The 20,487-nt window shown below is 61.0% G+C and carries 15 protein-coding genes and 1 tRNA gene; 11 read left to right on the forward strand and 5 right to left on the reverse strand.

Going from position 1 to position 20,487, the window contains the following annotated elements:
• Positions 1 to 183 precede the first annotated feature (183 nt).
• Complete coding sequence (locus tag XH96_RS03075) at positions 184 to 969, forward strand: SDR family NAD(P)-dependent oxidoreductase (RefSeq protein ID WP_194390996.1); 786 nt, start codon at positions 184 to 186, stop codon at positions 967 to 969.
• A gap of 197 nt (positions 970 to 1,166) precedes the next feature.
• Here the strand turns inward: XH96_RS03075 and XH96_RS03080 are convergent, their stop codons facing one another.
• Both XH96_RS03080 and XH96_RS03085 read right to left on the reverse strand, forming a co-directional pair.
• Complete coding sequence (locus XH96_RS03080) at positions 1,167 to 1,439, reverse strand: GlsB/YeaQ/YmgE family stress response membrane protein (protein WP_007599301.1); 273 nt, start codon at positions 1,437 to 1,439, stop codon at positions 1,167 to 1,169.
• An 89-nt stretch (positions 1,440 to 1,528) separates the two neighbouring features.
• A complete protein-coding gene (locus XH96_RS03085; protein ID WP_194390997.1) occupies positions 1,529 to 2,107 on the reverse strand; it encodes a YidB family protein in 579 nt (192 codons plus the stop codon).
• 166 nt (positions 2,108 to 2,273) lie between these two features.
• Here XH96_RS03085 and XH96_RS03090 point away from each other — a divergent pair, with 166 nt between their 5' ends.
• Positions 2,274 to 3,278 (forward strand): 2-dehydropantoate 2-reductase, encoded by a 1,005-nt coding sequence (locus tag XH96_RS03090; protein WP_194390998.1) that lies wholly within the window; start codon positions 2,274 to 2,276, stop codon positions 3,276 to 3,278.
• An 18-nt stretch (positions 3,279 to 3,296) separates the two neighbouring features.
• On the forward strand, positions 3,297 to 3,512 hold the full coding sequence (locus tag XH96_RS03095; protein ID WP_194390999.1) for a hypothetical protein: 216 nt from the start codon (positions 3,297 to 3,299) through the stop codon (positions 3,510 to 3,512).
• Between the two features lie 77 nt (positions 3,513 to 3,589).
• Here XH96_RS03095 and XH96_RS03100 read toward each other — a convergent pair whose 3' ends face one another.
• Complete coding sequence (locus XH96_RS03100; protein ID WP_194391000.1) at positions 3,590 to 4,213, reverse strand: hypothetical protein; 624 nt, start codon at positions 4,211 to 4,213, stop codon at positions 3,590 to 3,592.
• Positions 4,214 to 4,444: 231 nt separating this feature from the next.
• Here XH96_RS03100 and XH96_RS03105 point away from each other — a divergent pair, with 231 nt between their 5' ends.
• From XH96_RS03105 to XH96_RS03130, 6 genes are all read left to right on the forward strand, one after another.
• Positions 4,445 to 5,962, forward strand: a complete 1,518-nt coding sequence (locus tag XH96_RS03105) for an AMP-binding protein (RefSeq protein WP_194391001.1) — start codon at positions 4,445 to 4,447, stop codon at positions 5,960 to 5,962.
• Between the two features lie 21 nt (positions 5,963 to 5,983).
• Complete coding sequence (locus XH96_RS03110; protein WP_194391002.1) at positions 5,984 to 6,622, forward strand: RraA family protein; 639 nt, start codon at positions 5,984 to 5,986, stop codon at positions 6,620 to 6,622.
• Positions 6,623 to 6,649: 27 nt separating this feature from the next.
• On the forward strand, positions 6,650 to 7,021 hold the full coding sequence (locus XH96_RS03115; RefSeq protein WP_194391003.1) for a cupin domain-containing protein: 372 nt from the start codon (positions 6,650 to 6,652) through the stop codon (positions 7,019 to 7,021).
• A gap of 123 nt (positions 7,022 to 7,144) precedes the next feature.
• Positions 7,145 to 8,101, forward strand: coding sequence for a tripartite tricarboxylate transporter substrate-binding protein (locus XH96_RS03120; RefSeq protein ID WP_194391004.1), 957 nt, complete (start codon positions 7,145 to 7,147; stop codon positions 8,099 to 8,101).
• A 286-nt stretch (positions 8,102 to 8,387) separates the two neighbouring features.
• A complete protein-coding gene (locus tag XH96_RS03125; RefSeq protein ID WP_194391005.1) occupies positions 8,388 to 10,175 on the forward strand; it encodes an adenylate/guanylate cyclase domain-containing protein in 1,788 nt (595 codons plus the stop codon).
• A gap of 78 nt (positions 10,176 to 10,253) precedes the next feature.
• Positions 10,254 to 11,138, forward strand: a complete 885-nt coding sequence (locus XH96_RS03130) for a phosphatase PAP2 family protein (RefSeq protein ID WP_194391006.1) — start codon at positions 10,254 to 10,256, stop codon at positions 11,136 to 11,138.
• A gap of 119 nt (positions 11,139 to 11,257) precedes the next feature.
• Here XH96_RS03130 and XH96_RS03135 read toward each other — a convergent pair whose 3' ends face one another.
• Both XH96_RS03135 and XH96_RS03140 read right to left on the reverse strand, forming a co-directional pair.
• Positions 11,258 to 13,702 (reverse strand): hypothetical protein, encoded by a 2,445-nt coding sequence (locus XH96_RS03135; RefSeq protein ID WP_194391007.1) that lies wholly within the window; start codon positions 13,700 to 13,702, stop codon positions 11,258 to 11,260.
• Between the two features lie 131 nt (positions 13,703 to 13,833).
• Complete coding sequence (locus XH96_RS03140; protein WP_194391008.1) at positions 13,834 to 14,193, reverse strand: VOC family protein; 360 nt, start codon at positions 14,191 to 14,193, stop codon at positions 13,834 to 13,836.
• Between the two features lie 142 nt (positions 14,194 to 14,335).
• Between XH96_RS03140 and XH96_RS03145 the strand changes: the two genes are divergently transcribed.
• A tRNA-Arg gene (locus tag XH96_RS03145) sits at positions 14,336 to 14,412 on the forward strand.
• Positions 14,413 to 15,166: 754 nt separating this feature from the next.
• Entirely contained in the window at positions 15,167 to 20,440 is a 5,274-nt protein-coding gene (locus tag XH96_RS03150) for an ATP-binding protein (RefSeq protein ID WP_194391009.1), read from the forward strand.
• Positions 20,441 to 20,487 lie beyond the last annotated feature (47 nt).

A 20,487-nucleotide genomic window follows, 5' to 3' on the forward strand; every position in this document is an offset into this window, starting at 1 on the left:
CGCCCGATGATCGGAAAAAGCCATGGCCCTGACAAGCGTTGACCGCAGGTCAACCTGCGGCGCGGGCATGGGCGCAAGGGCCAGCAGGAGGCTAATTCCGCTTAGCGGAGTTTGCTCGATTTGCAGGGCGCGGCAAACTCGCTAAAGAGGACGCCAACGTCAGAACAGGGGAAGGAATTCGGGATGGCGAAGGACAGTCTGTACGCAATCGTGACGGGATCGGCCTCCGGCCTCGGCGCGGCGAGCGCGGAGATTCTCGCGCGGAATGGGGCGCGGCTCGTCATCAACTATTCGTCGAGCCAGAAGGAAGCCGAGGCCACGGCCGAACTCTGCCGCAAGGCCGGCGCGGCGGAGGTCCTTGTCGCACAGGGCGACGTCTCAAAGGATGATGATTGCCGCAGGATCGTCGCTGCCGCTGCGCCCTGGGGCCGGCTCGACGTGCTCGTCAACAATGCCGGCACCACCAAGCATGTCGCTCACGCCGATCTCGACGGATTGTCGGCGGAGGATTTCCAGCGGGTCTACGGCGTCAACACCATCGGTCCATTCCAGATGGTGCGCGCTGCGCGCAGCCTGCTCGAGGCGGGCGCGAAGGCTTCGGGGCGTCCGTCCGCGGTGGTCAACGTGTCCTCGGTCGCCGGCATCAGCGGTGTCGGCTCGTCGATCGCGTACGCCGCGAGCAAGGGCGCACTCAACACCATGACGTTGTCGCTATCGCGCGCGCTGGCGCCGCTGATCCGCGTCAACACGGTATGCCCCGGCTATATCGACACGCCCTGGTTCACCAAAGGCCGCGGCGAGGCAGGGGCCAAGCAGGTGCGCGACAGCGTTGTCGCAAAGGTGCCGCTGAAGGTTGCCTCGCGCGCAGAAGACATCGCGCAACTCGTCTGCTTCCTGGCGATGCCGGCTTCCAGCAACATGACCGGCGAGGTCGTGCGCATGGATGCGGGGATGCACTTGGTTACGTGAGATCGCGCTCCAATCTCCGCTGTCATCCCCGCGAGCGCGGGATCCATAACCACAGGGAGGAGTTTGACGAAGATTCATAACTACGAGTCTTCGCCAAACTCCTCCCTGGGGCTATGGGTCCCGGATCTGCGCGCGCTTGCGGCGCGCTTGTCCGGGACGACAACGGAGCTTGCGGCGTGAGATCCGCGCTTCGCGGGCTACCCCTTGATCACGCCGCTCGCCACCAGCCGGTGCCAGATGAACAGCACCACCACCGCGCCGACCGTGGCCATGATGAAGCCGGCGCCTTGGTCGGGGCTGTAATGGCCGATGGCCTGGCCGATGAAAGTCGCCAGAAATGCGCCGGCGATGCCGAGGATGGTTGTGAGGATGAAGCCGCTCGGGTTGTTCGGTCCCGGCGCCAGCCAGCGCGCGATGAGGCCGGCGACGAAGCCGACGACGATGATCCACAACAGGCCGCCCATGCTCATGAGTGTGCTCCCCTTCCCGAGAACGCTTGAGCATGATCCGGAGAAGCGTGTCGCGGTTCTCCGAATAGATCATGCTCAGACCAAGAACTTCAGATTCGGTCCGAGATTTCGTTCTCGGTCGGCAGCCGTCCGTCCGGCGTCAGATGGTCGATCACCTGCGGCAGATATTGGCTGAGGCCGGAGAGCAGTTCCTCGCGTGACAGGCCGCTCTGGGCGGACAGGCTTTCGATCTGGTCGGCGCCGAGCGCGCTGGCGAGATCGCCGGGTGCAATCGGCTTGTTCTCACCCCTGCCGACCCAGGAATTCGCGGCTTCTCCCTGGCCGCCCTGCTGGAGCTGGTTGAGGAGATCGCCGAGCCCGCCGCTGAGCACGGTCCCCGCCGCCCCGCCCGCAAGCAGGCCGCCGAGGCCGCCCTTGAGCAGATCGCTGAGACCGCCGCCGGGTCCGCCGGCGTTCGCCTGCGTCGGAGGCGGCAGCGGCGACCGCGGCTGCGGGGCAGGCGCCGCGCCGGGCTGGCCTGCCGTCAAATGCTTGAATGCCTTCCAGGCGAGCAGGCCGAGCAGCGCCATGGTCATCGGCGACATGCCGCCGGAGGATTTCTCGGAGCTCGGTGTGCTCGGGCCGCGCGGGCCGTTCTGCATGCCATTGAGGACGTCGAGTAGACCCATGGTGCTCTCCTTTGGCGTCTGGTTCGGCGAGCGTTCGCCGCTGACTGCCCCCGGGGCGAAAACATATGGGGCACGCATGACCGTTACAAGTCGCATGCACCGCGATTGGTTGCCGGCCTGGCCTCTGCTATCGAAGGCGGGCCGTTCAGGTTAATCAAGGCGAGGTATGACAAATCGACCGATCGTAGTCGCCGGCGCGGGCGCCATCGGCTGTTTCGTCGGCGGCATGCTGGCGGCCGCCGGCCGCCGCGTCGCGCTCCTGGTACGGCCGCGGGTGAAGACCGAGATCGAACGGTTCGGCCTGCTTCTGACCGATTTCGACGGCTCCGAGAAGAGGCTCGGCGCGGGGCAACTGGCGCTGGCGGAGGATCCCTCGATCTTCCACAGCGCCGGCATCGTGCTGGTGACGGTGAAGAGCGCCGACACCGCCGCTGTCGCCGAGCAGATCGCGCAGCATGCGCCTGAGGATGCCGTCATCGTCTCGCTTCAGAACGGCGTCGGCAACGTCGCTGTGCTGCGCGAGCGGCTCGGCGGCCGCCGCGTGCTGGCCGGCATGGTGCCGTTCAACGTGATCGCGATGGGCGAGGGCCGCTTCCACCGCTCGACCTCCGGCGACATTCATATTGGGGAGGATGCGGAGAACACGGCCGGGAAGCTCTCGGTCGCCGGCCTCACGATGCGCGCGAGCGCTGACATCACCGGGGTGCAATGGGGCAAGCTGATCATCAACCTGAACAACGCGCTCAGCGCGCTGTCGGACATGCCGCTCGCCGCGCAGCTGGCCAGCCGCGACTGGCGCAGATTGTTCGCCGACCAGATGGCCGAGGGGCTCGCCGCGCTGAAGGCGGCCGGCATCACGCCGGTCTCGGCGACGCCGATCCCGATGAGGTGGTCTCCGGCCTTGCTGCGGCTGCCCGATGCGATCTTCAAAGCGATCCTGGGGCGCACGATGAAGATCGATCCCGAGGCGCGCTCCTCGATGTGGCAGGATCTGAAGCAGGGCCGCAAGACCGAGATCGACTATCTCCAGGGCGCGGTCATCGCGCTCGCCGACCGGAACAATGTCAGCGTGCCGCTGATGCGCCGCATTGTTGCGCTGATCAAGGAGGCTGAGACGGCCGGCAACGGCCCGCCGCGGCTGACGCCGCAGCAGATTCGCGGGTCGGCGTGAGTGCGAAGGAGGAACGCGATGAAGCGTGGTTTGATGATCGGGCTTGCACTTGCCGCGCTTTGCGCCGCATCGACGCTCGCCTACGCCAGGCCGCCGACGGTCATGAACTCGCCCGGCTATGACAGGCGGTTGCAGGAGAGCCGCTCGCAGTTGGGTAGTTCGCCGACGGTAACGGAGCCTACGAGCACGCCGCCGGTCAAACCGAAGCGCAGCAAGAAGAAGCAGCCGAATTGACGCTCCACACTCCGCTGTCGTCCCGGATCTGCGCTTACGCTTGTCCGGCACGACAGCGGAGTTTTGCGGTGGCTAGCTCAGCCCTTCTTCGCGGGCTTGCTCGGGGTCGGGTTGAACAGCTTCTTCAGATCGTTCAAGCTTTCCGATAGCCGCGGCCATTCGCAGGAGAACGAGCCCTTGGTGCAGGGCGCGCCCTTCGGCCTCGGGCCTGCGACCTGCTGGACCTTCGGCCGCTCGACCGGAATAGGCACGCGCTCGACTTCGGTTCGCAGTGCAACCTGCTGAAGCTGCTGCACCAGTTGCTCTTGCTGCTCGCGCTGCTGGCGAGCGGTGGCTTGGGCCGCTTCATTGCTGCGGCGCTGGCTGGCGAGATAGGCGGTGTAGGCTTCGTCGATCTTCTTCTGTTCCTCCGGCGTCGGATTGGGGCCGGCGATGTCGAAGGTGCGATCCTGAAGGAAGTCGTAATAGGAATAGCCGCCGCCCGGCTTGCGGCGGCCGGCAAACTTGGCGTTGCAATCGGCAAGCGCGGCAGTCTTCTCGGACTTGGTTGCGGCCTTCTCGGCGGCGTCGGCGCATTCCTCGAAATCGACCGGCGAGCGTTTCCACCATTGCGCCTCGGCATGCGCATGCGTCAGCAGGAGAGACCCTGCCGCGGTCACAAGAAGCAGCGCCGCACGACGCGATGTAGCCACGGCCGACATTCTACGAGAGCATTCCTTGCAGGACTCAACCCGAACTGAGTCGAGACGGATTTTTGCCCCTTTATCGCCGCCTTGTCACCCATGGAATTCGGGAATTTCATGGCTGCAATGCTGACATTTTGTGCTTGACGTGGCGCCGGAGTCACAGCGCCCTGCCGGCAGACTGTTACACTCATGCCGTGAGCGCCTCACTCCCGAGGCGTCGCCAAGAAGACGAAGTGGAAACGCCTGATGCTGCTGCCCCTGTCCGACGTGCCGCGCTGGTACGCTGAACGTAAACCGCATGGCACGATCGCCATCCGTCACGGGCAGGACACGCTGACCTGGGACGAGCTCGAGCGGGGCGCCAACCGGCGCGCCCGGGCGTTCGCGGCCAGGGGCGTCAAGCCCGGCGATTTCGTGGCGATCGGCTTGCCGAACGGCAACACGTTCTTCGAGACCTCCTTTGCGGTATGGAAGTGCGGGGCGACGCCGACCTCGCTGTCATGGCGGCTGCCGCGCGGCGAAGCCGCCGCGGTGCTCGACATTCTCAAGCCGGCGCTCGTGGTCGGCGGCGAGGCCGACTGGAATGCGCCGAACCGGCTGCCTGCGGACTTCGTGCCGGAGGGTTTCTCGGACGAGCCGCTCAATGCGCCGGTGGCGCGCTATTGGAAAGCGATGACCTCGGGCGGCTCGACCGGCCGTCCCAAGGTGATCCTCGATCATCAGCCGGCGGTGACCGACACGGTCGCCGCGCCGCCGCTCAACATCCCGTTCGGGGTCTCGCTGCTCAATCCCGGCCCGCTCTACCACAATGCGCCGTTCATCGTGTCGCACTACGCCCTGTTCGTCGGCGGCAAGCTCACCGGCCTTACCAAGTTCGATGCCGAGGAGACGCTGCGCCAGATCGAACGCGAGCGCGTGCAATGGGTCAATTTCGTGCCGACCATGATGCACCGGATCTGGGCGCTGCCGGAGAACGTGCGCAACGCCTACGATGTGTCGAGCCTGCAGACGGTCTTCCACATGGCCGCGCCGATGCCGCCCTGGCTGAAGGAGAACTGGATCGCCTGGCTCGGGCCCGAGCGGATCTGGGAGCTCTATGGCGGCACCGAGCGCCAGGGCGCCTGCATCATCTCCGGCACGGAATGGCTGACGCACAAGGGCTCGGTCGGCAAGATCGGCGACATGGCGAAGCTTCGCATCATCGGCGAGGACGGCAACGACGTCGCGCCGGGGGAAACCGGCGAGATCTACTTCCTCAACAATGACGGCAAGGACGCCACCTATCACTATCTCGGTGCCGAGCCGAAGCGCCGCGCCGACGGCTGGGAGTCGCTCGGTGACATCGGCAGGTTGGATGCGGAAGGCTATCTTTATCTCGGCGACCGCCTCGCCGACATGGTCTTGCGCGGCGGCGCCAACATCTATCCGGCCGAGGTCGAGGCCGCGGTCTCCGAGGCTCTCGGCGTGCGCTCCTGCGTCGTGGTGGGCTTGCCCGATCCGGAGTTGGGTCAGCGCGTGCATGCCATCATCGAACCGGAGCCTGATGCCGACGGCCAGGCCATCGCCGACGGCATGGCCGACTTCCTGAAGGACAGGCTCAGCCGCTACAAGCATCCTGAAAGCTTCGAGTTCGTCGGCGCTCCGCCACGCGATGATTCCGGTAAAGTCCGCCGCACGCTGTTGCGCGATGAGCGCGCGGCGTGGATGAAGGAGGGACGCGTTTTCCGGATCTGGCCGGCGAAGGCGCGGGCGCAGGTCGAGTAAGACAAACACGGAAGGACTGACATGACGATCACCATTGCAGCGAGCAGCGTGCCGAAGCCGCCGGCCGATATCATCGCAGGTTTCAGGGACGCGCCGACCTCGGTGATCTCTGACAATCTCGCCCGGTTGCCGGGCGCGGTGGGGCTAAGGCCGTATCATCGCGGCGGCAAGCTGGTGGGAACGGCCTTCACCGTGCGCACCCGGCCCGGCGACAATCTCGCCATCCACCGCGCCCTCGACCTGGTCGGTCCGGGCGACGTCATCGTGGTCGACGGCGGCGGCGACGAGGCGCGAGCGCTGGTCGGCGAGATCATGAAGAACATCGCGCAGTGGCGCAAAGCCGAAGGCTATGTGATCGACGGCGCGATCCGCGACGTCGCGGCTTTCGCGGCCGACGACTTTCCCTGCTATGCGCGCGCGGTGATCCATCGCGGTCCCTACAAGAACGGCCCCGGCGAGATCAACGTGCCTGTCACCGTCGGCGGCAGCGTGATTTCGCCCGGCGACATCGTCGTCGGCGACGAGGACGGCGTGGTGTCGTTTCCTGCCGCCGGTGCCGCAGCGCTGCTGGACGCGGTGCGCGCCCAGGTCGCGCGCGAGGAGGAGACGCTGAAGGCAATCCGCGAGGGCCGCTACCAGGGCTCTTATGGCAAAGCCTGATCGGACACGCGTGAAGGGGAGGATGGCGTGAGCCAGAAGGACGAATTCCACAACGTCGACGATGCCAGCGACGGGCTGTTCCGCGAGCTCGCAAGCGGAGTAACGACGCGCATCTTCTCCGGCGAGCAGGCGATGCTCTCGGTGGTGACGCTGGCGCCGCATGCACAGGGCACGCTGCATCACCATCCCGAGGAGCAATGGGGCTTGCTGCTCGACGGCTCGGCCATCCGCGTCCAGGGCGATGAGGAGATCCGAGTGAAGAAGGGCGACTTCTGGCGCACGCCCGGCAACGTGCCGCATACCATGCGCGCCGGCCCCGAAGGCGCCCGGGTGCTGGACATCTTCAGTCCGCCTCGGCCAGAATACAGAAAACCAGGGTCGGGTTTCGGAACGACCTGAAGCGCTTGGCGCTTCAGGTATCTATCTGGAGCATGATCTTTCCGGAAAGCCGCTAGCTTTTCGGCATCATGCTCGAGCGCCAAAGAGCAAAAAGCCGGGCGCAAGAATCACAGGGAGGGGACCATGAGGATCACAAGACGCACGTTCCTGGCTGCGCCCGCCATTCTCGCCGTGGCGCCCGCTGCGGCACAGGCCGGAAAGATCACGCTTGTCGTGCCGTTCCCGCCGGGCGGCTCGACCGACGCGATGACGCGGCTGCTGCAGAGCAATCTGCAGACCAAGCTCAACCGCATCGTCGTGGTGGAGAACAAATCGGGCGCGGCCGGCGCGCTCGGCGCGGCGCAGGTCGCCAAGAGCCCGGCGGACGGCTCGACCTTCCTGGTGACGTTCGATTCCCATGCGGTGATCCCGGCCATCCTCGACAAGCCGCCGGTCGATGTCGAGCGCGAGCTGATGCCGGTGCTGCTGATCGGCACCGCGCCTTACGTGATCGCCGCGGGCGCCGGCCGTCCCTACAAGAGCTTTGCCGACGTGGTCGCGGCCTGCAAGGCGACGCCCGGCGCGGTGAAATATGCCTCGGTCGGCATCGGCACGCTCGGCCATCTCGCCATGACCGTGCTCGGCAACAAGGCCGGGGTCGAGATCATGCACGTGCCCTATCGCGGCGGCGGCCCGGCCATGAACGACGTGCTCGGCGGCCATGTCGATCTCATCGCGGGATCGGCGGCGCTGGTCGCCGCCCAGCTCGGCACCAACATGCTGCGCCCGATCCTGCAACTCGGCCGCGAGCGGTTGCCGGCCCTGCCTGATACTCAGACCGCGATCGAGGCCGGCTTCCCGGATTTCGAGACGCTGGCCTGGTGGGGCATCTTCGCGCCCGCAGGCACGCCGCCGGATGTCGTCGCGGCCATGGCGACGGCATCCAAGGAGATCCTGAGCGAGCCCGCGACCGCCGCCCAGCTCAAGGACACCCAGCATATGACGCTGCTGCTCCAGGACGGCGCTGCCTTCAAGACCTTCTTCGACAAGCAGGTCGCCTACTGGGGCAAGGTGGTGCGGGACAACAATATCAGGGCGTAGGGCCAAGCGGCGTTTCAGCTGCAAGCAGACGGGGTGCTGCTCGGCCATGCGGCACCTGCCAAGGCGGCCCAGCTCTGCCTTGATGGAAATTGCCGTCTGGTTGTGTAAGATTGCAGGAGCCTACTCTGCCACTTCCGGTATCGATGAAGGCGATTGGGCGGCTCTGCCGCGGAAATCGCCATCATATTGGGGGCGTCAGCTGATAGCAGACCTTGCATTTGATTGCCGATAGCTGTTTGCTACGTTTCCGCGCGGTGGTTGTACGCCCAAGAGTTGTTGAGCTGTGATGATCAGAGTCGACAACAGTTCCCCGGACGGCGACTCGGATCAGAGTCGACCCACTCGCCGTATCGCTGCCACGGTGTTCACCGATGTCGTCGGATATTCCCGTCTCATGGGAAGCGACGAAGTAGGCACGCATAAGCGGTGGATGTTGCTGCGAGCCGACGTTCTCGAACCGCGCGTTGCCTCATTTCGCGGTCACGTGATCAAGAGCACCGGGGATGGCCTGCTCCTGGAATTCGGCGATCCGGTCGACGCGATCAGTTTCGCACTCGACACGCAACATCACCTGGCCGAAATCTCGCCCGACGGCGGCGACGCGCTGCAATTGAGAATGTCCGCCAACGTCGGCGACATCATCGCCGAGAGCGACGACATTTACGGTGATGGGGTCAATATTGCGGCCCGACTGCAGGAATTTGCCGGACCAGGCGGTATTGTGATCTCCGGCGCGATTCATGATCAGGTCAAGGATCATCTCCGTTACCAGGCCGCCGATCTCGGGTTTCTCACGCTCAAGAATATCGAGCGGCGCATTCGCGCGTTCAAGATCGCTCATCAGGGATTGCGGCCTCCGACCGTATCGGTAGCCCACGCGCTCAAGCCGTCAGTGGCGGTATTGCCCCTCCAAATGCTAGGCCTCGATCCGAAGGATGCCTATCTCTCGCAGGGAATCATTCACGACATTGTCGCCTCGCTGGCGGGTATTCGTGAGTTGTTTGTCGTGTCCAGCACATCAACGCTCGGTTTCAATGATCCTGCGATCGATCCGGCGACCGTCTGTCATCGCCTGGGCGTGCGATATCTCGTCACTGGAACGTTGACGCGACACGGCGAGCAGTTGCGGTTACGGGTGCAGCTGATCGACGTCGATACGCGCTCGATGCTGTGGACCAATCAATACGAAGCGTCGATTGCGCAGCTATTTGACGTTCAGGGAAATATCGCGACCAGCATCGCGTACGCATTGCTTCCGCACATTCATATTTCCGAGCTGAAGCATGCCGAGCGAAAGATTCCGCAAAGCATGAACGCATATGATCTCGTTCTGCAGGGAATGTATCGCCTGTACCGCCTCGGTCACGATGACATGATTGCGGCGCGGGTGTTGTTCGAGCGTGCCCTGCAATACGATCCGCAATATGCAGCAGCCTATGCCCTGATGGCCAAGTGGTATATCCTGCACATCGGCGAAGGGCATTCCACCGACTTCAAGGCGGATTCGGAAGAAGCGCTCAGGCTGGCGGCGCGAGCGCTCGAGTTCGAGCCGTCAGATCCGGTCGCACTCGCCATTTTCGGACACATCAATTCCTTCCTCTTCGGCGCGTATGACCGTGCCCTCGATGCCTTCGACCGTGCCATCTGGGGAACGCCCAATTCGGCCATTGCGTGGTCCCTGAGCGCATCGACATACTGCTATCTCGGCGATGGACCGCGTGCCGTGGCGCGCGCGTCCTACGGAATATCGCTGTCGCCGCTCGATCCCTACGCCTATTTCTATCAGTCGGCGCTCACCAATGCGCACTACACCAATGAGACCTTCGACGACGCCGTTCATTGGGGCACGAAGGTCATGGCAGCTGCTCCGCGGTTTGCCGCGAATTTGCGGCTTCTTGCCGCGAGCCTCGTGGCCGCCGGTTCTATCCAGCGGGCGCGCGAAGTTGGCGCCACGCACATGAGGATCGATCCCTCGTTCTCGGTTGAGAAATATTGCACTTGGTATCCGATCAAGCAGCCGGACCGGCTTGCTCTACTTGCTGAACGATTGATTGAAGCTGGGTTGCCTCGCTGACGGCGCGACAAGTGCGCCGTGGTCCTTGGTGGCCTCCTACAAGATACAGGTTCCCGCACAACAGCTCCGGAGGATGACATGGGTATGGGTATGGGCATGGGGATGGGGATGGGGATGGGGATGGGGATGGGCATGGGAATGGGAATGGGAATGGGAATGGCCTTCGGTGCCACGCCTCCCGAGCTCGGCTTCCGACCTCTGACCTTGCAGTACAACCTCGGTCCGAACACGGATCCGAGCTTTCCGGAGGAATTGCTGCCGACGGCATCCTGGAAGAACAGGGTCGGGCCGTGGGATCCCGACGTCCTCTGTCTGCTCTACATCGCGGAGTTCATAAGAGGCACCGATTGGGACAAGATCGATGCAGAGATTGCCGCGCAGCGTCCCGAGTTGCTCAATTGGGACCCAAGCAGGAATGCGAACTTCGAGAAGTTTGTCAGATGCGAGATTATCCAGCTCCAGCAGCTCATGCAAACCGATCGCGAGCGCTATATGGTGGAAATAGTGGCGCAGCATGACAATGCGCCCGGCTATTGGGTGAGTCTGATGGCCGTCAACAATCGTGAGCACCACCATACGCTGATGGTCATGAATCTTGCGGTTCGAATTGGCCAGATCGTGGCCGCCTTTTACAAGCTCCACTACAAGCGGCCGCGGCCATCATTCGTGTGTCCAGGCCTGCTGCCGGGCTTCGGTCCGCCGGCGCACGCCTCGTTTCCAAGCGGACATTCTCTACAGAGCTGGCTCATGTCGCTATTCCTCGAGGAAGTAGCGCCTGGCTACAAGGAAGAGCTGCACTGGCTTGCTGAGCGGGTCGCGCTCAACCGCGAAAGGGCGGGAGTGCACTACCGAAGCGATTCCGAAGCAGGCGAGTTCATCGCCATGAGGTGCAAGGCAAAGATCATGTCTCACTGCAATGATATCAAAGACCTATTCACGAAAGCTGCGGGGGAGTGGAGCTAGCGAACAACCGGTTCGACTATCGGCTCTGCTACAGTGCGGGGGGAGGGAGCCACGCGAGCGGCTCCTGTCGGCAACGTTGTCCGATGCTCGCTGGCAGGTTCGATCGAATTCGCCAGGCGCTACGTGACGTCCCACTCCCGATAGCCGAGATTGTTATCGCTCCGGACAAGGCCTGCGATGGGCACCGGGCCTGTAGCTACAGGCAAACTAGACCCCGCATCAATGTTGCTGCGGTCGCCTGCGACCGTCGCGCGGACGAGCAAGGCGTTTCTCTTTCCAGCCTGTGGTGTCCACTCGAACGGCCCAAAGATCGCAGAGGGCTCACCGGGTGAAACATCCATCGTTGTATTGTTTCCGTTCACTGACGACCACTGTCCCGACTGGGTATCCCAAGTGTCAGCATAGTGGTCGAGTGCTGTGAAAACATTCACCGATGCCGAGTTTGCAATCTGGGCGCCGCGATTCCCAAGCTTGACATAGACATAGTTGACATGGCCCGGGCGCGGCGTCTGGTCATCCGGCTTGCCGTCCGCGGCGTTGCGGACCCAGACAACGGCAGGCAGTGCGTGCCAGTGGTTGCAGTACGTGTATTGCCCACCACGACCGTCATTGACGTAGATGTCGATCGGCGGCGGATTACCTGGCTCGTCCAATCGAGCAGCCGAAGGTGCCTGGTACAGGCCTTGTCTCTCGAAAGACCAGCGGACAACCTTATGGAGCATACCGCCCAGCCGCCGCGATCCGTCGTAGGCGAGATAAGGCGTGCCGACGTCGGCGTCCATCAAGGACGTGGCGAACTGGCTCGCCTCACGGGTCGGTTGCGTCGTGACGGCGCCGAGCGAGGCGATCGCGCGTACGACGAGGTAGGCAATGTAATAAGCAGTCGCCGTGCGGGCGTCGACATCCGCTGTCCCGTCGGGGCGAACCGCATCACCGCCTGCGGCGAGATAAAGCCGAAACAGGGTGCTCGACAGGATCTGCTCGGAGTTGTAGCCGGCGGGATCGCGCGGCCCGTAGGTCGGATCGGGTTTCTCATACAGAGTGCCGTTCCAACCCCACCCTTTCGTGACGTCACGGTCGTGCCGCCGCAACGGAAGTTGGATGAAGGGGAACGTCACGCCACGGCTCTCCGAGAGCTTTGATGCCGGGTCACACATGATCGCGCCGAGCGCGTCACCCGCACTGTGGGCGAAGTCAAATTCGGTCGAGCCAGTCGCGGCCAGGATCAGGACGTGACAGAATTCGTGCCATACGAAGCGCACGTCGGCGACGAGCCCGAAAGGGTGTCTCCAAGTGTCCGCGAAATCCGCAAGCCCAAACAGCATCCTGACGTCCCACTCTGTCCCCGCCTTGTTGGCGTGGAACGGGGTCACATAGGCATTGATGCCCCGGCCGTCGCGGGCTCCCGGGCCAGTCAACATCTTGGCCCGATGTTCGACGGTCAGCGGTAGTGCAACCTTCCCAAAATGATCTCTCAGGACAAACCCGAATCCCTGGACCAATCGCATCATTGAATCGCAATGGCAGTAGGCGCTGACCGCTGCAAATTCATTGGATCGGGCGGTGAAGGCAAAGGGGGGCCGCTGCACCGGCGGATCGTACTTATCACCCAGGGCCGCCGGCGTCAGCACGGCCACGCGCGGCCCCGATAGCTTCCGATGCCCGCCACCGGCGTGATCGAGGTCGAGCAATTCGACCGGATCGCGCTCGTGATCGAGCAAGTCAGCGGCGCTGTCGGGGCGCAGCTTGAAGCCGCCCGTCTTGCTAGCGGGATCAATGAGGAAGGCATATCCGGCGCAAGCCGACACGATGGGCGACTTGCGGACAGGCTTGAGACTCGGAAGATCGATCAAGACCCGCTGGGCAATGAAGTCACCGCTCGCCACCGGCATCACCGCGGCACTGAGGGCGAGGCCTAATTTGCCGCTCCGCCGGCCGGTTGCCCGCTCACGCTCATACGCGAGGATCCGCAACTCGGAGACTCCGAATGATCGGCCAAGACCCAGAACAGAGCGAAGCAGCTCCAGCGCAAAATCCTCCTTCAACTCGTCGGCCCACTCCTGCTTTAGGCCACCTAGCACAAGCACGACGTCGGGTTCAGCCACCGGCAGATCGGGCTCATCGAGAAGCGTCGAACGCACACTTGTGATGAGAGGCCTATTGCTCGCTTGGTCCCGATGCACGGTGAGTCGAAGGCTGCTCCCTTCGACGTCGACGGCAATTTTGGAATTCCTGACCGGAACTGTTTGTTGCACCCAGACGATTGTCGTCTCGAGCTTGTCATTCCTCTTCAGTTCACGGGGCGCTGCCCATGCAAATCGTGCATTAGTGGACCACGACCGCTCACCGGGCTCGGTCGTGCGCTGTAGGTGGTCCAAGTCGTCGTCGCTGAGCGGAAGCAAAGGCGGGCGGGTGTGGGACGCCAGTCTCAGATAATCGAGAGCCGCGAGCTTCGCGGATTGGCCAGGGTCTCCCACCGCCGGCGTCTGCAGATGGCGCAACTCACGAACAACCCCGTCCGCATCCTTCTCAATCAAAAGATCTGGTTCTTGCGGAAGATTCATAGCTCACCTCGAGGGGTCTCGATCTCCGGCACGACGGAGGCAAACATGCATCGGGCGGTGGCCCAAAGCAAGGTTCGTTCCGCCAGATGGAAAAGTAGTGGAAGAACAGACCTCTATGTCCAACGCCTCGGTCACGCGCCGCGCAACGGCCGTGCGAAACTGAGCTCATGGCCGTCGGGGTCGGTGAGATGGAAGTAGCGCTCACCCCATTCGGCATCACGGGGCGTGGTCGACGGCTGCCATCCCGCAGCGCGCGCCTGCTGATAGGTCGCGTCCACGTCGGCGACATGGAAGATGACGCGGCCCCACCAGGACCAGCGCTTGTCGTCCGGCTGCGCCGTCAGGTTGAGATAGCCGCTGCCGGCGCGAAAGCTCGTGAATGCCGCGGCCTCGCCGCCATAGAGAAGCTCGAACCCCAGTGAGCGGTAGAAGTGCACGGCGCACGCCATGTCATGGGTGCCGAGCGTGATGGCGCTGATGCTCTCGATCATGTGGGCTGCTCCGCCGAGAGGGACCTGGAAGCGATTGTATAGCCGCCCCGTTCAGGTTGACGATGGTCTGGCCCGCCTGACGGCTGGCGAACCGCATTTTGCTCTGCTATGACGGGACCGAACCCGTACCCACGGGTTCCGCGGTCCCGTAGCTCAGCCGGATAGAGCGGCGGTTTCCTAAACCGTAGGTCGGAAGTTCGAGTCTTCCCGGGATCGCCAGTGATTACAATGGCTTAATACAGAATCTGCCTATCGGGATGTTGTATCTTTAATCGCCGGGGCAACAGCCGGGGCAACATCTGCCGCTGACCGCAGTATGCGCCCGGCCAAATTGGATTGCCCCTGCGATGGTGAGCGAGATGCTGCTCGCGGAGTTGCCGGCTGGTGCAAGGAAGTGGCAAGCCAGGAAGCCGCAAAGCGGCGATGCGCGAGCTTGGGCAATTTGCAAGGTTCTGGGAACAGAGCGTGAGCGCTAAGGCCAAATGATAAATATGCCGGAATGCCAGCGCACGAAGGCGGTCAGCAGGTCTCGTGTGCGACAGCAGCGCAGGAAAAGCGCCACCAACAAGTCGAAGACAAGTCACGCCGGTTCAGCCTGCACCTGTGTTCGAGTCTGAAGCGACCGACAAAAACAAAGAGGGGCACGTGGCGCGTCGCTGCAGCCGCCTTAAGGCGTGGCCGAGTCTAGACCGATACCCAGGCCGCGGGTCAACTAAGTGTTTTTGATTGGCAGATGAGCCGGCTAGACGTTCAACTGAAGATTGTGCAAGCTCTGTTGGGCACAGGTCGCCAACTTTAGAGCTCGTTGATGCGCTTCGGGGGGAGCGCCCATGCCCTACGGTTTATCATAGGCAAAAGTATTGCCAACATGGATTGATCGCCACTTGAGTGGATAGGCACGCAAGCCGCAAAACGGATCTGGTGACGAGCAAAGCAAGCCTCTAAACCAAAGGGCCAATACGGGGGGGGTGGGTTGAATACACTTGTTGAAGTCGGTCAAGTTCTGACTGCAGCTGAGTACATCCGTCGTGCAACGCTACGTCGCATCGAGCACTATCTGTCAGATCGCGATCAGCGTGTTTATCCAGATCTCAAGGGGATGTGCGAGCGTGTTTCAGACAGCTATCGCGACCGAGTAGTTCTCGAATTGCTCCAGAATGCTCATGACGCGCACGAGTCATCTGACACGCTGGGGCGGATAAAGATTATCCTCGACGTAAAGGATGGACCGTTTGGCTCATTGACGGTCGCAAACGATGGCATCGGGTTTTCGGCCAAGAACTTCAACGCGCTGTGTAGCCCGACACTAACTACCAAAGGTGTAAACGAGGCCATTGGAAACAAGGGAGTCGGCTTTCTAAGCGTTTTCCAAGTTAGCTCGTTCCCGGAAATCTATTCACGGATGCCGGGCTCGGTGGGGCGTGGATTCGACGGCTACTGTTTCCGCTTTGCCAGCGATGAGGACATCGCGGATTTCCTCATCTCGGAGGGCTTGGGTGAGCATGCGCGAGCTGTAGCCGCCAATATGCCGCGCGTTTATCTAGCTTCTCCGTGTGAAGAATGTCCGGCCGCGATTGAGCGGCTTGCCGGAGAGGGATTTGCGACTGCGGTTCGCTTACCCCTGAAGAATTCGGTGTCGTTAGGAGCTGTCGAGCAGCAAATCGCGCAGCTAGCGCAAGGTGATCCACCTATTCAGCTCTTCTTGTCCAGGATTGCTGAGTTCGTCATTGAATCACCAAACATATCTAAAGAACCGCTGATTTTGACGCGGGTCTGCAATGTGCTTCAGGAGCGCGAAGACTTTCGCTTGCTGGAAGTCCAATGCGGGACAAGCAAGTTCATTGTAGCTGAGCGCAAGATCCCTCATGCACATGTGTTGACCGCAATTGACGCAGACGTCGCGGCCGAACGCTTGCCAGATACATGGCTGGCGTGGAAGGGCGACGCGGTCGTGTCTCTTGCAGTCGCTGCAGACGGTGAACCATTGCAGGGACGGTTATACAATTTTCTACCGATGGGCTTTGAAGCCAAGGCGCCGTTTGACGGTCATCTCGATGCACCCTTCTATTCAAGCATCGATCGGCTTAGGTTACAGCCCGGCGTGGGGCTCAATGAAATGTTCCTGACCGCTTCCCGCGACTTGGCAATTGAGGGAGCCCGCGCAGTAAAGAATGTCCTGCCAGTGGCGCTCGCAAAACGCGCTGTGGCTGATCTATTGTTTTGGCACGGTGATGAACGTGCAAAGATCAGGGAAGCGTTAGAGGTTTCGAACGAGGCTCTAATTCCAGCTCTTAGTCATATTCAGGATATTCACTGGGCTGCTCTCACTCAGACGAAATTGTGGGACGGAGACAAGTTCATCACTCATATATATGCGGCAAAGGTTGCACCATTTCCTGTCTTCGACCTCGAAATTGGACCAAAGCGCCTTGCCCGTTTTGTAAACTTTTCCACTACCGAGGTGCTAACCGGCGAGGAAAAAGCACAGGTCGCGGAAGCCGTTGCTGCAGACCTCCTGCACTCGGAGGCTCCCCTCGCCAAGTGGAACGAATTCTACAATTCCCTAGCCAATCTGTTCCGGAATAATCCTGCTCTGCTTGCCGACCGCCGGTTGTTGCTCACAAGCCGCGAAGACATTGAGCACACCAGTGCGCAAACTCAGGCCCGTGGCCGGCGGGGGACTCGCTTAAGCGCAGTATTCTTGCCACCGCTTCGAGCGGGCCAAGGATCCAGCTCTTTGGTTGTCGAATCGCTACCCTTTGCTGTTCAGCGGCGCTTAACCTTCGTGCACAGTGAATTAGAGATAGCGCGGGAAGGCGCAAGCGCCGCTCGGCGTTTCTTGCTCTCTAACGGACTTATCCGCGACTATGAAACCCGCGAGATACTACGCTTGCTTTCGGGCGCCGTTGCGGACCCCGGAGGGGCTGTGAATGCGGAAGCCTTGCGGTGGAGCGCACTCAGTACGATCAAGCGAATCGTAAGCGAGGACGATAGTTCGTCGTCGACGATCGAGGAGCTGAATTTGCTCGTGCCGACCATCAGCGGCTGGAGTCGCGCCAGTGAGGCCTACTTCGGGGCGTGGCGAGGAACTAATGGAGGTGAACTTCAGCAGCTCTTCGAAGAATCCGCCGGCCAGTCGCAGGAGTTGGACGAGCAAAGTTCTAAGCTCCTTCGACCTTACCGCGAATGGCAAGTAAGCCCCGGCGACGTGGAAGGGTGGGTCAACTTTCTTAAAAAGGCGGGTGTATCTGATCACCTCAAGCCTTTATCGGCCTTTGCTGGGCCCCAGCCCCGCGGCCAACCAAGCTATTTAGCCTGGAGTTTTGCCCAAAGCGTTCCAATAGGTGACGAGCAGACCGAAGTCTGGAAGGTGCTATTGGCTGGTGCGGCAAGCCTACCGAACCCGTTTACACACTACACGGCTAATGAAGCATATAGGTTGCCTGGCCAGCGAGACTTTGCAGCGCTGACATCAGCGGCCAGAAAACTGTTCGCGCGCCAAATCGTGCGAATGCTAGAGGTGCAGCCATCTCTTTTAGAGATGACTGTGTATCGACCACAGCACAGCCATGCGCCAAATCGAAAGAGCTTTCCTTCACCCATTGCTGCTTTCGTCCGAGGCATCGCATGGATACCAGTCGCCAAGGGGGGATTTGAGAAAATATCAAACGCTTGGCTTCCGGCCTCGGACGGCGGAACTCCCCCACCCTGCATTTCAATCGTGGATTGGGATTTTCGATCGCTATTAACACGTTGTGAGAGCGCGCTCGCCACTCTCCAGATAGAGGGGCTGCAGCAGTATGGCAGCTCAAGTTCTGCTTGGCCGTTCCTGGTCGCTGCGGGTAACGCGGTAGCATCAGGGGTCGATCCGCAGACTGCCGAGCGAATCTTAGCTGCGGCTCAGGAGACTTGGCCGCACGTATGGCTGCGCGCGGACCCGCCCGAGAATTTCAAGCTCATAGGACGTCGAGGAGCATCCATCGTCGCCATCTCATCAGCAGATGCAGCGAAATGCAGAATTTTGGTGGCGGACGGAGATGATCGGCAAATAGTGGCTGCGATGACGCGAGCCGTGCCTGAAATAATTACTGTTGAACCCCCGTTCGGTATCGCAAATGAGTTTGTAAGATATCTTGGTCGACATTTCCCTCATATCGAACGAGCATCCCGCATAGTAGCGCACTACGAGTCTGATGGCGCGAAAATCATTTTTGATCCTGACGACCGCTTACTTGAGGAGGAAATACAAGGTGTCAGGGATTTTCTGATCTTGGCGCTGCGCTATCGTTGTAGTTTCTATCGCGGCGGATTTGAAGAGGCGTTGCAGCGCTTATCGACATTGCGAATACGGTTGTTGAATAATCTATCTTTCAGATTCGGCGATCATCTCGAAGTCGTACAAATGTTCGATGAGCGTGCTGTTGTCCTGCGTTCGTCGGAGACGTCAACAATTCTCGTTTCACAGGCGCTTCGTGTCTCTCCGCAGCTTATGATCGGCATTTCCGAGGCGCTTGGCGAGGCGGTGGGGAGCCGCAAAAACATTGGCGAGCCTCTTCTCGCACTGGCTGCCACACTACTCTCAAGCGGCTCAACGCCGACGGCAAACGATTACGCGCGCGCCCTAAATGTTTCAGTTCACGAAATTATTGGAGTATTAGGGACGTCTCGCACAATAATCGCCGAAAACGCGAAGCTATTGCGTCCGTTTGTTCAGATGTACGCAGGAGAAGCTCCCGCGCTTCGGTTGGTTCCGGGCGCGGATTTGGCAACAGACGACGATATCCTTACTGTGTTGGATGACGTGAGAGCTATGCTCCCTATGTCTCCCAATGAGCTATTTCAGCGTTGCCGCGAAAGTCCAAGCCTCGTCGGGCTCGCAATCACCCTTAATGCCGACCTTGAAGAACTAAACAACGTCCTGTTGGCCCTCGGGCCGCCGTATTCCGTCATCGACTTGACGGCAGAGCACGAGGCTACATTGGCGGCGTTCCTGTCGCGCAAATCCCCCCTGATTAGAGAGAGCATCAGGGCATCTTACAGACCGCTTTTTGCAAGTGGCGCGGATTTGGACCCTTATATAAATGCGCGCGATTCGGATTGGCCGCGTCTGCCCCTACGGTTTGGCCTTAAGTTCATTTCACTTCCACAAAACATCCTCGACCAATGGTTGACGCAATGGATGATGGACCGTGGCGTTCGCAGCGTCGCGTCGCTGCCGACGACTAAAGAATCCTTGGAGAGTGTTCGCGAGGTCAACCTAAGGACCTTACGTGCGCTCATACCCATCGCTCGAATAGCAGTGCTGGCAAAGAAAGGAGGCAACGAAACGATCAAAAGCACCTGGTCCAATGAAGTCGATGCCGAGCGCACGATAATTGAGGCGTCTATGGCCAGAGGGTGGATCGATTTTGATCGCCTCGATCAGGGAGCTTGTCTGGATTGGCTCGCGAAAGCCGGCTTCTGGCCTGCGAATTGGAAGAGATCTCTTGCCGACCAGGATCTCGGGATCACCGACGCAGACAAGTCTGCGGTGCTTGCTGCGGATGCTAGAGCGCGAACCGAGGCTTCGTCGAACCGGAAGCAAGTCAAATATTCTGGGGGAACGTTTTTCATTGGGAATGACAGTTACGGAGCACTCGCCGACAAGATTACTGAGCTGGCTCAAAGTAACGTAGCTCTGCAACAAACGCCAAATCGCATTCAGCAAAAAGGCGGCAAGATTTTGCTCCGAACTGGCCGCGGCGGTAGCGGCGGTGGAGGTTCTTCACGTCCGTCAAAGCGAATGCCCGAGGAGGAGCGGGCCCTTGTTGGTTTTTTTGGCGAGATGATAGCTTTCAGCTGGTTGAAAACCCGTTTCGGAAAGAAGCGGATCATTGATGAAGCTTGCTGGCGATCACTTTATAGAACTCACGTCTTTGGTGGTGCAGGCGATGATTCGTTGGGCTACGATTTCGAAGTTCAGAATGGCAAACACTTTTGGTACTTTGAAGTCAAGGCAACCGCTGGGCTTGGGCCGCAGCCACGCCAGATGATCGAACTAGGTTCGAGCGAAATCGCGTGGGCCGAGAATTGCCGTGCAGAAGGCAGAACACATTATCGAATTTTGTATGTAGTCAACGCGCTTGCGCCGGAAGCAGCGAGCTTATTCGTGCTTCCCAACCCGCGCAGCAAGTACGGTCTTGGGTTCTTTGCCGAACAGGAGAGCGCAGGCGTCAGACTGTACTTTCCTCTCCTTGAGCAAGGTTAGCTAGCAAAAGATAGCGCGTGCCGCGCTGATCTTGCCATGGTCGAAGC

Source organism: Bradyrhizobium sp. CCBAU 51765 (assembly GCF_015291725.1).
In the GTDB taxonomy this organism is placed as follows: Bacteria; Pseudomonadota; Alphaproteobacteria; order Rhizobiales; family Xanthobacteraceae; genus Bradyrhizobium; species Bradyrhizobium liaoningense.

Bases quoted from the DNA above. Each gene is read 5' to 3' on its own strand.
- XH96_RS03075 (WP_194390996.1), top strand. From the start codon at position 184: ATGGCGAAGGACAGTCTGTACGCAATCGTGACGGGATCGGCCTCCGGC.
- XH96_RS03080 (WP_007599301.1), bottom strand. From the start codon at position 1,439: ATGAGCATGGGCGGCCTGTTGTGGATCATCGTCGTCGGCTTCGTCGCC.
- XH96_RS03085 (WP_194390997.1), bottom strand. From the start codon at position 2,107: ATGGGTCTACTCGACGTCCTCAATGGCATGCAGAACGGCCCGCGCGGC.
- XH96_RS03090 (WP_194390998.1), top strand. From the start codon at position 2,274: ATGACAAATCGACCGATCGTAGTCGCCGGCGCGGGCGCCATCGGCTGT.
- XH96_RS03095 (WP_194390999.1), top strand. From the start codon at position 3,297: ATGAAGCGTGGTTTGATGATCGGGCTTGCACTTGCCGCGCTTTGCGCC.
- XH96_RS03100 (WP_194391000.1), bottom strand. From the start codon at position 4,213: ATGTCGGCCGTGGCTACATCGCGTCGTGCGGCGCTGCTTCTTGTGACC.
- XH96_RS03105 (WP_194391001.1), top strand. From the start codon at position 4,445: ATGCTGCTGCCCCTGTCCGACGTGCCGCGCTGGTACGCTGAACGTAAA.
- XH96_RS03110 (WP_194391002.1), top strand. From the start codon at position 5,984: ATGACGATCACCATTGCAGCGAGCAGCGTGCCGAAGCCGCCGGCCGAT.
- XH96_RS03120 (WP_194391004.1), top strand. From the start codon at position 7,145: ATGAGGATCACAAGACGCACGTTCCTGGCTGCGCCCGCCATTCTCGCC.
- XH96_RS03125 (WP_194391005.1), top strand. From the start codon at position 8,388: ATGATCAGAGTCGACAACAGTTCCCCGGACGGCGACTCGGATCAGAGT.
- XH96_RS03130 (WP_194391006.1), top strand. From the start codon at position 10,254: ATGGGTATGGGTATGGGCATGGGGATGGGGATGGGGATGGGGATGGGG.
- XH96_RS03135 (WP_194391007.1), bottom strand. From the start codon at position 13,702: ATGAATCTTCCGCAAGAACCAGATCTTTTGATTGAGAAGGATGCGGAC.
- XH96_RS03140 (WP_194391008.1), bottom strand. From the start codon at position 14,193: ATGATCGAGAGCATCAGCGCCATCACGCTCGGCACCCATGACATGGCG.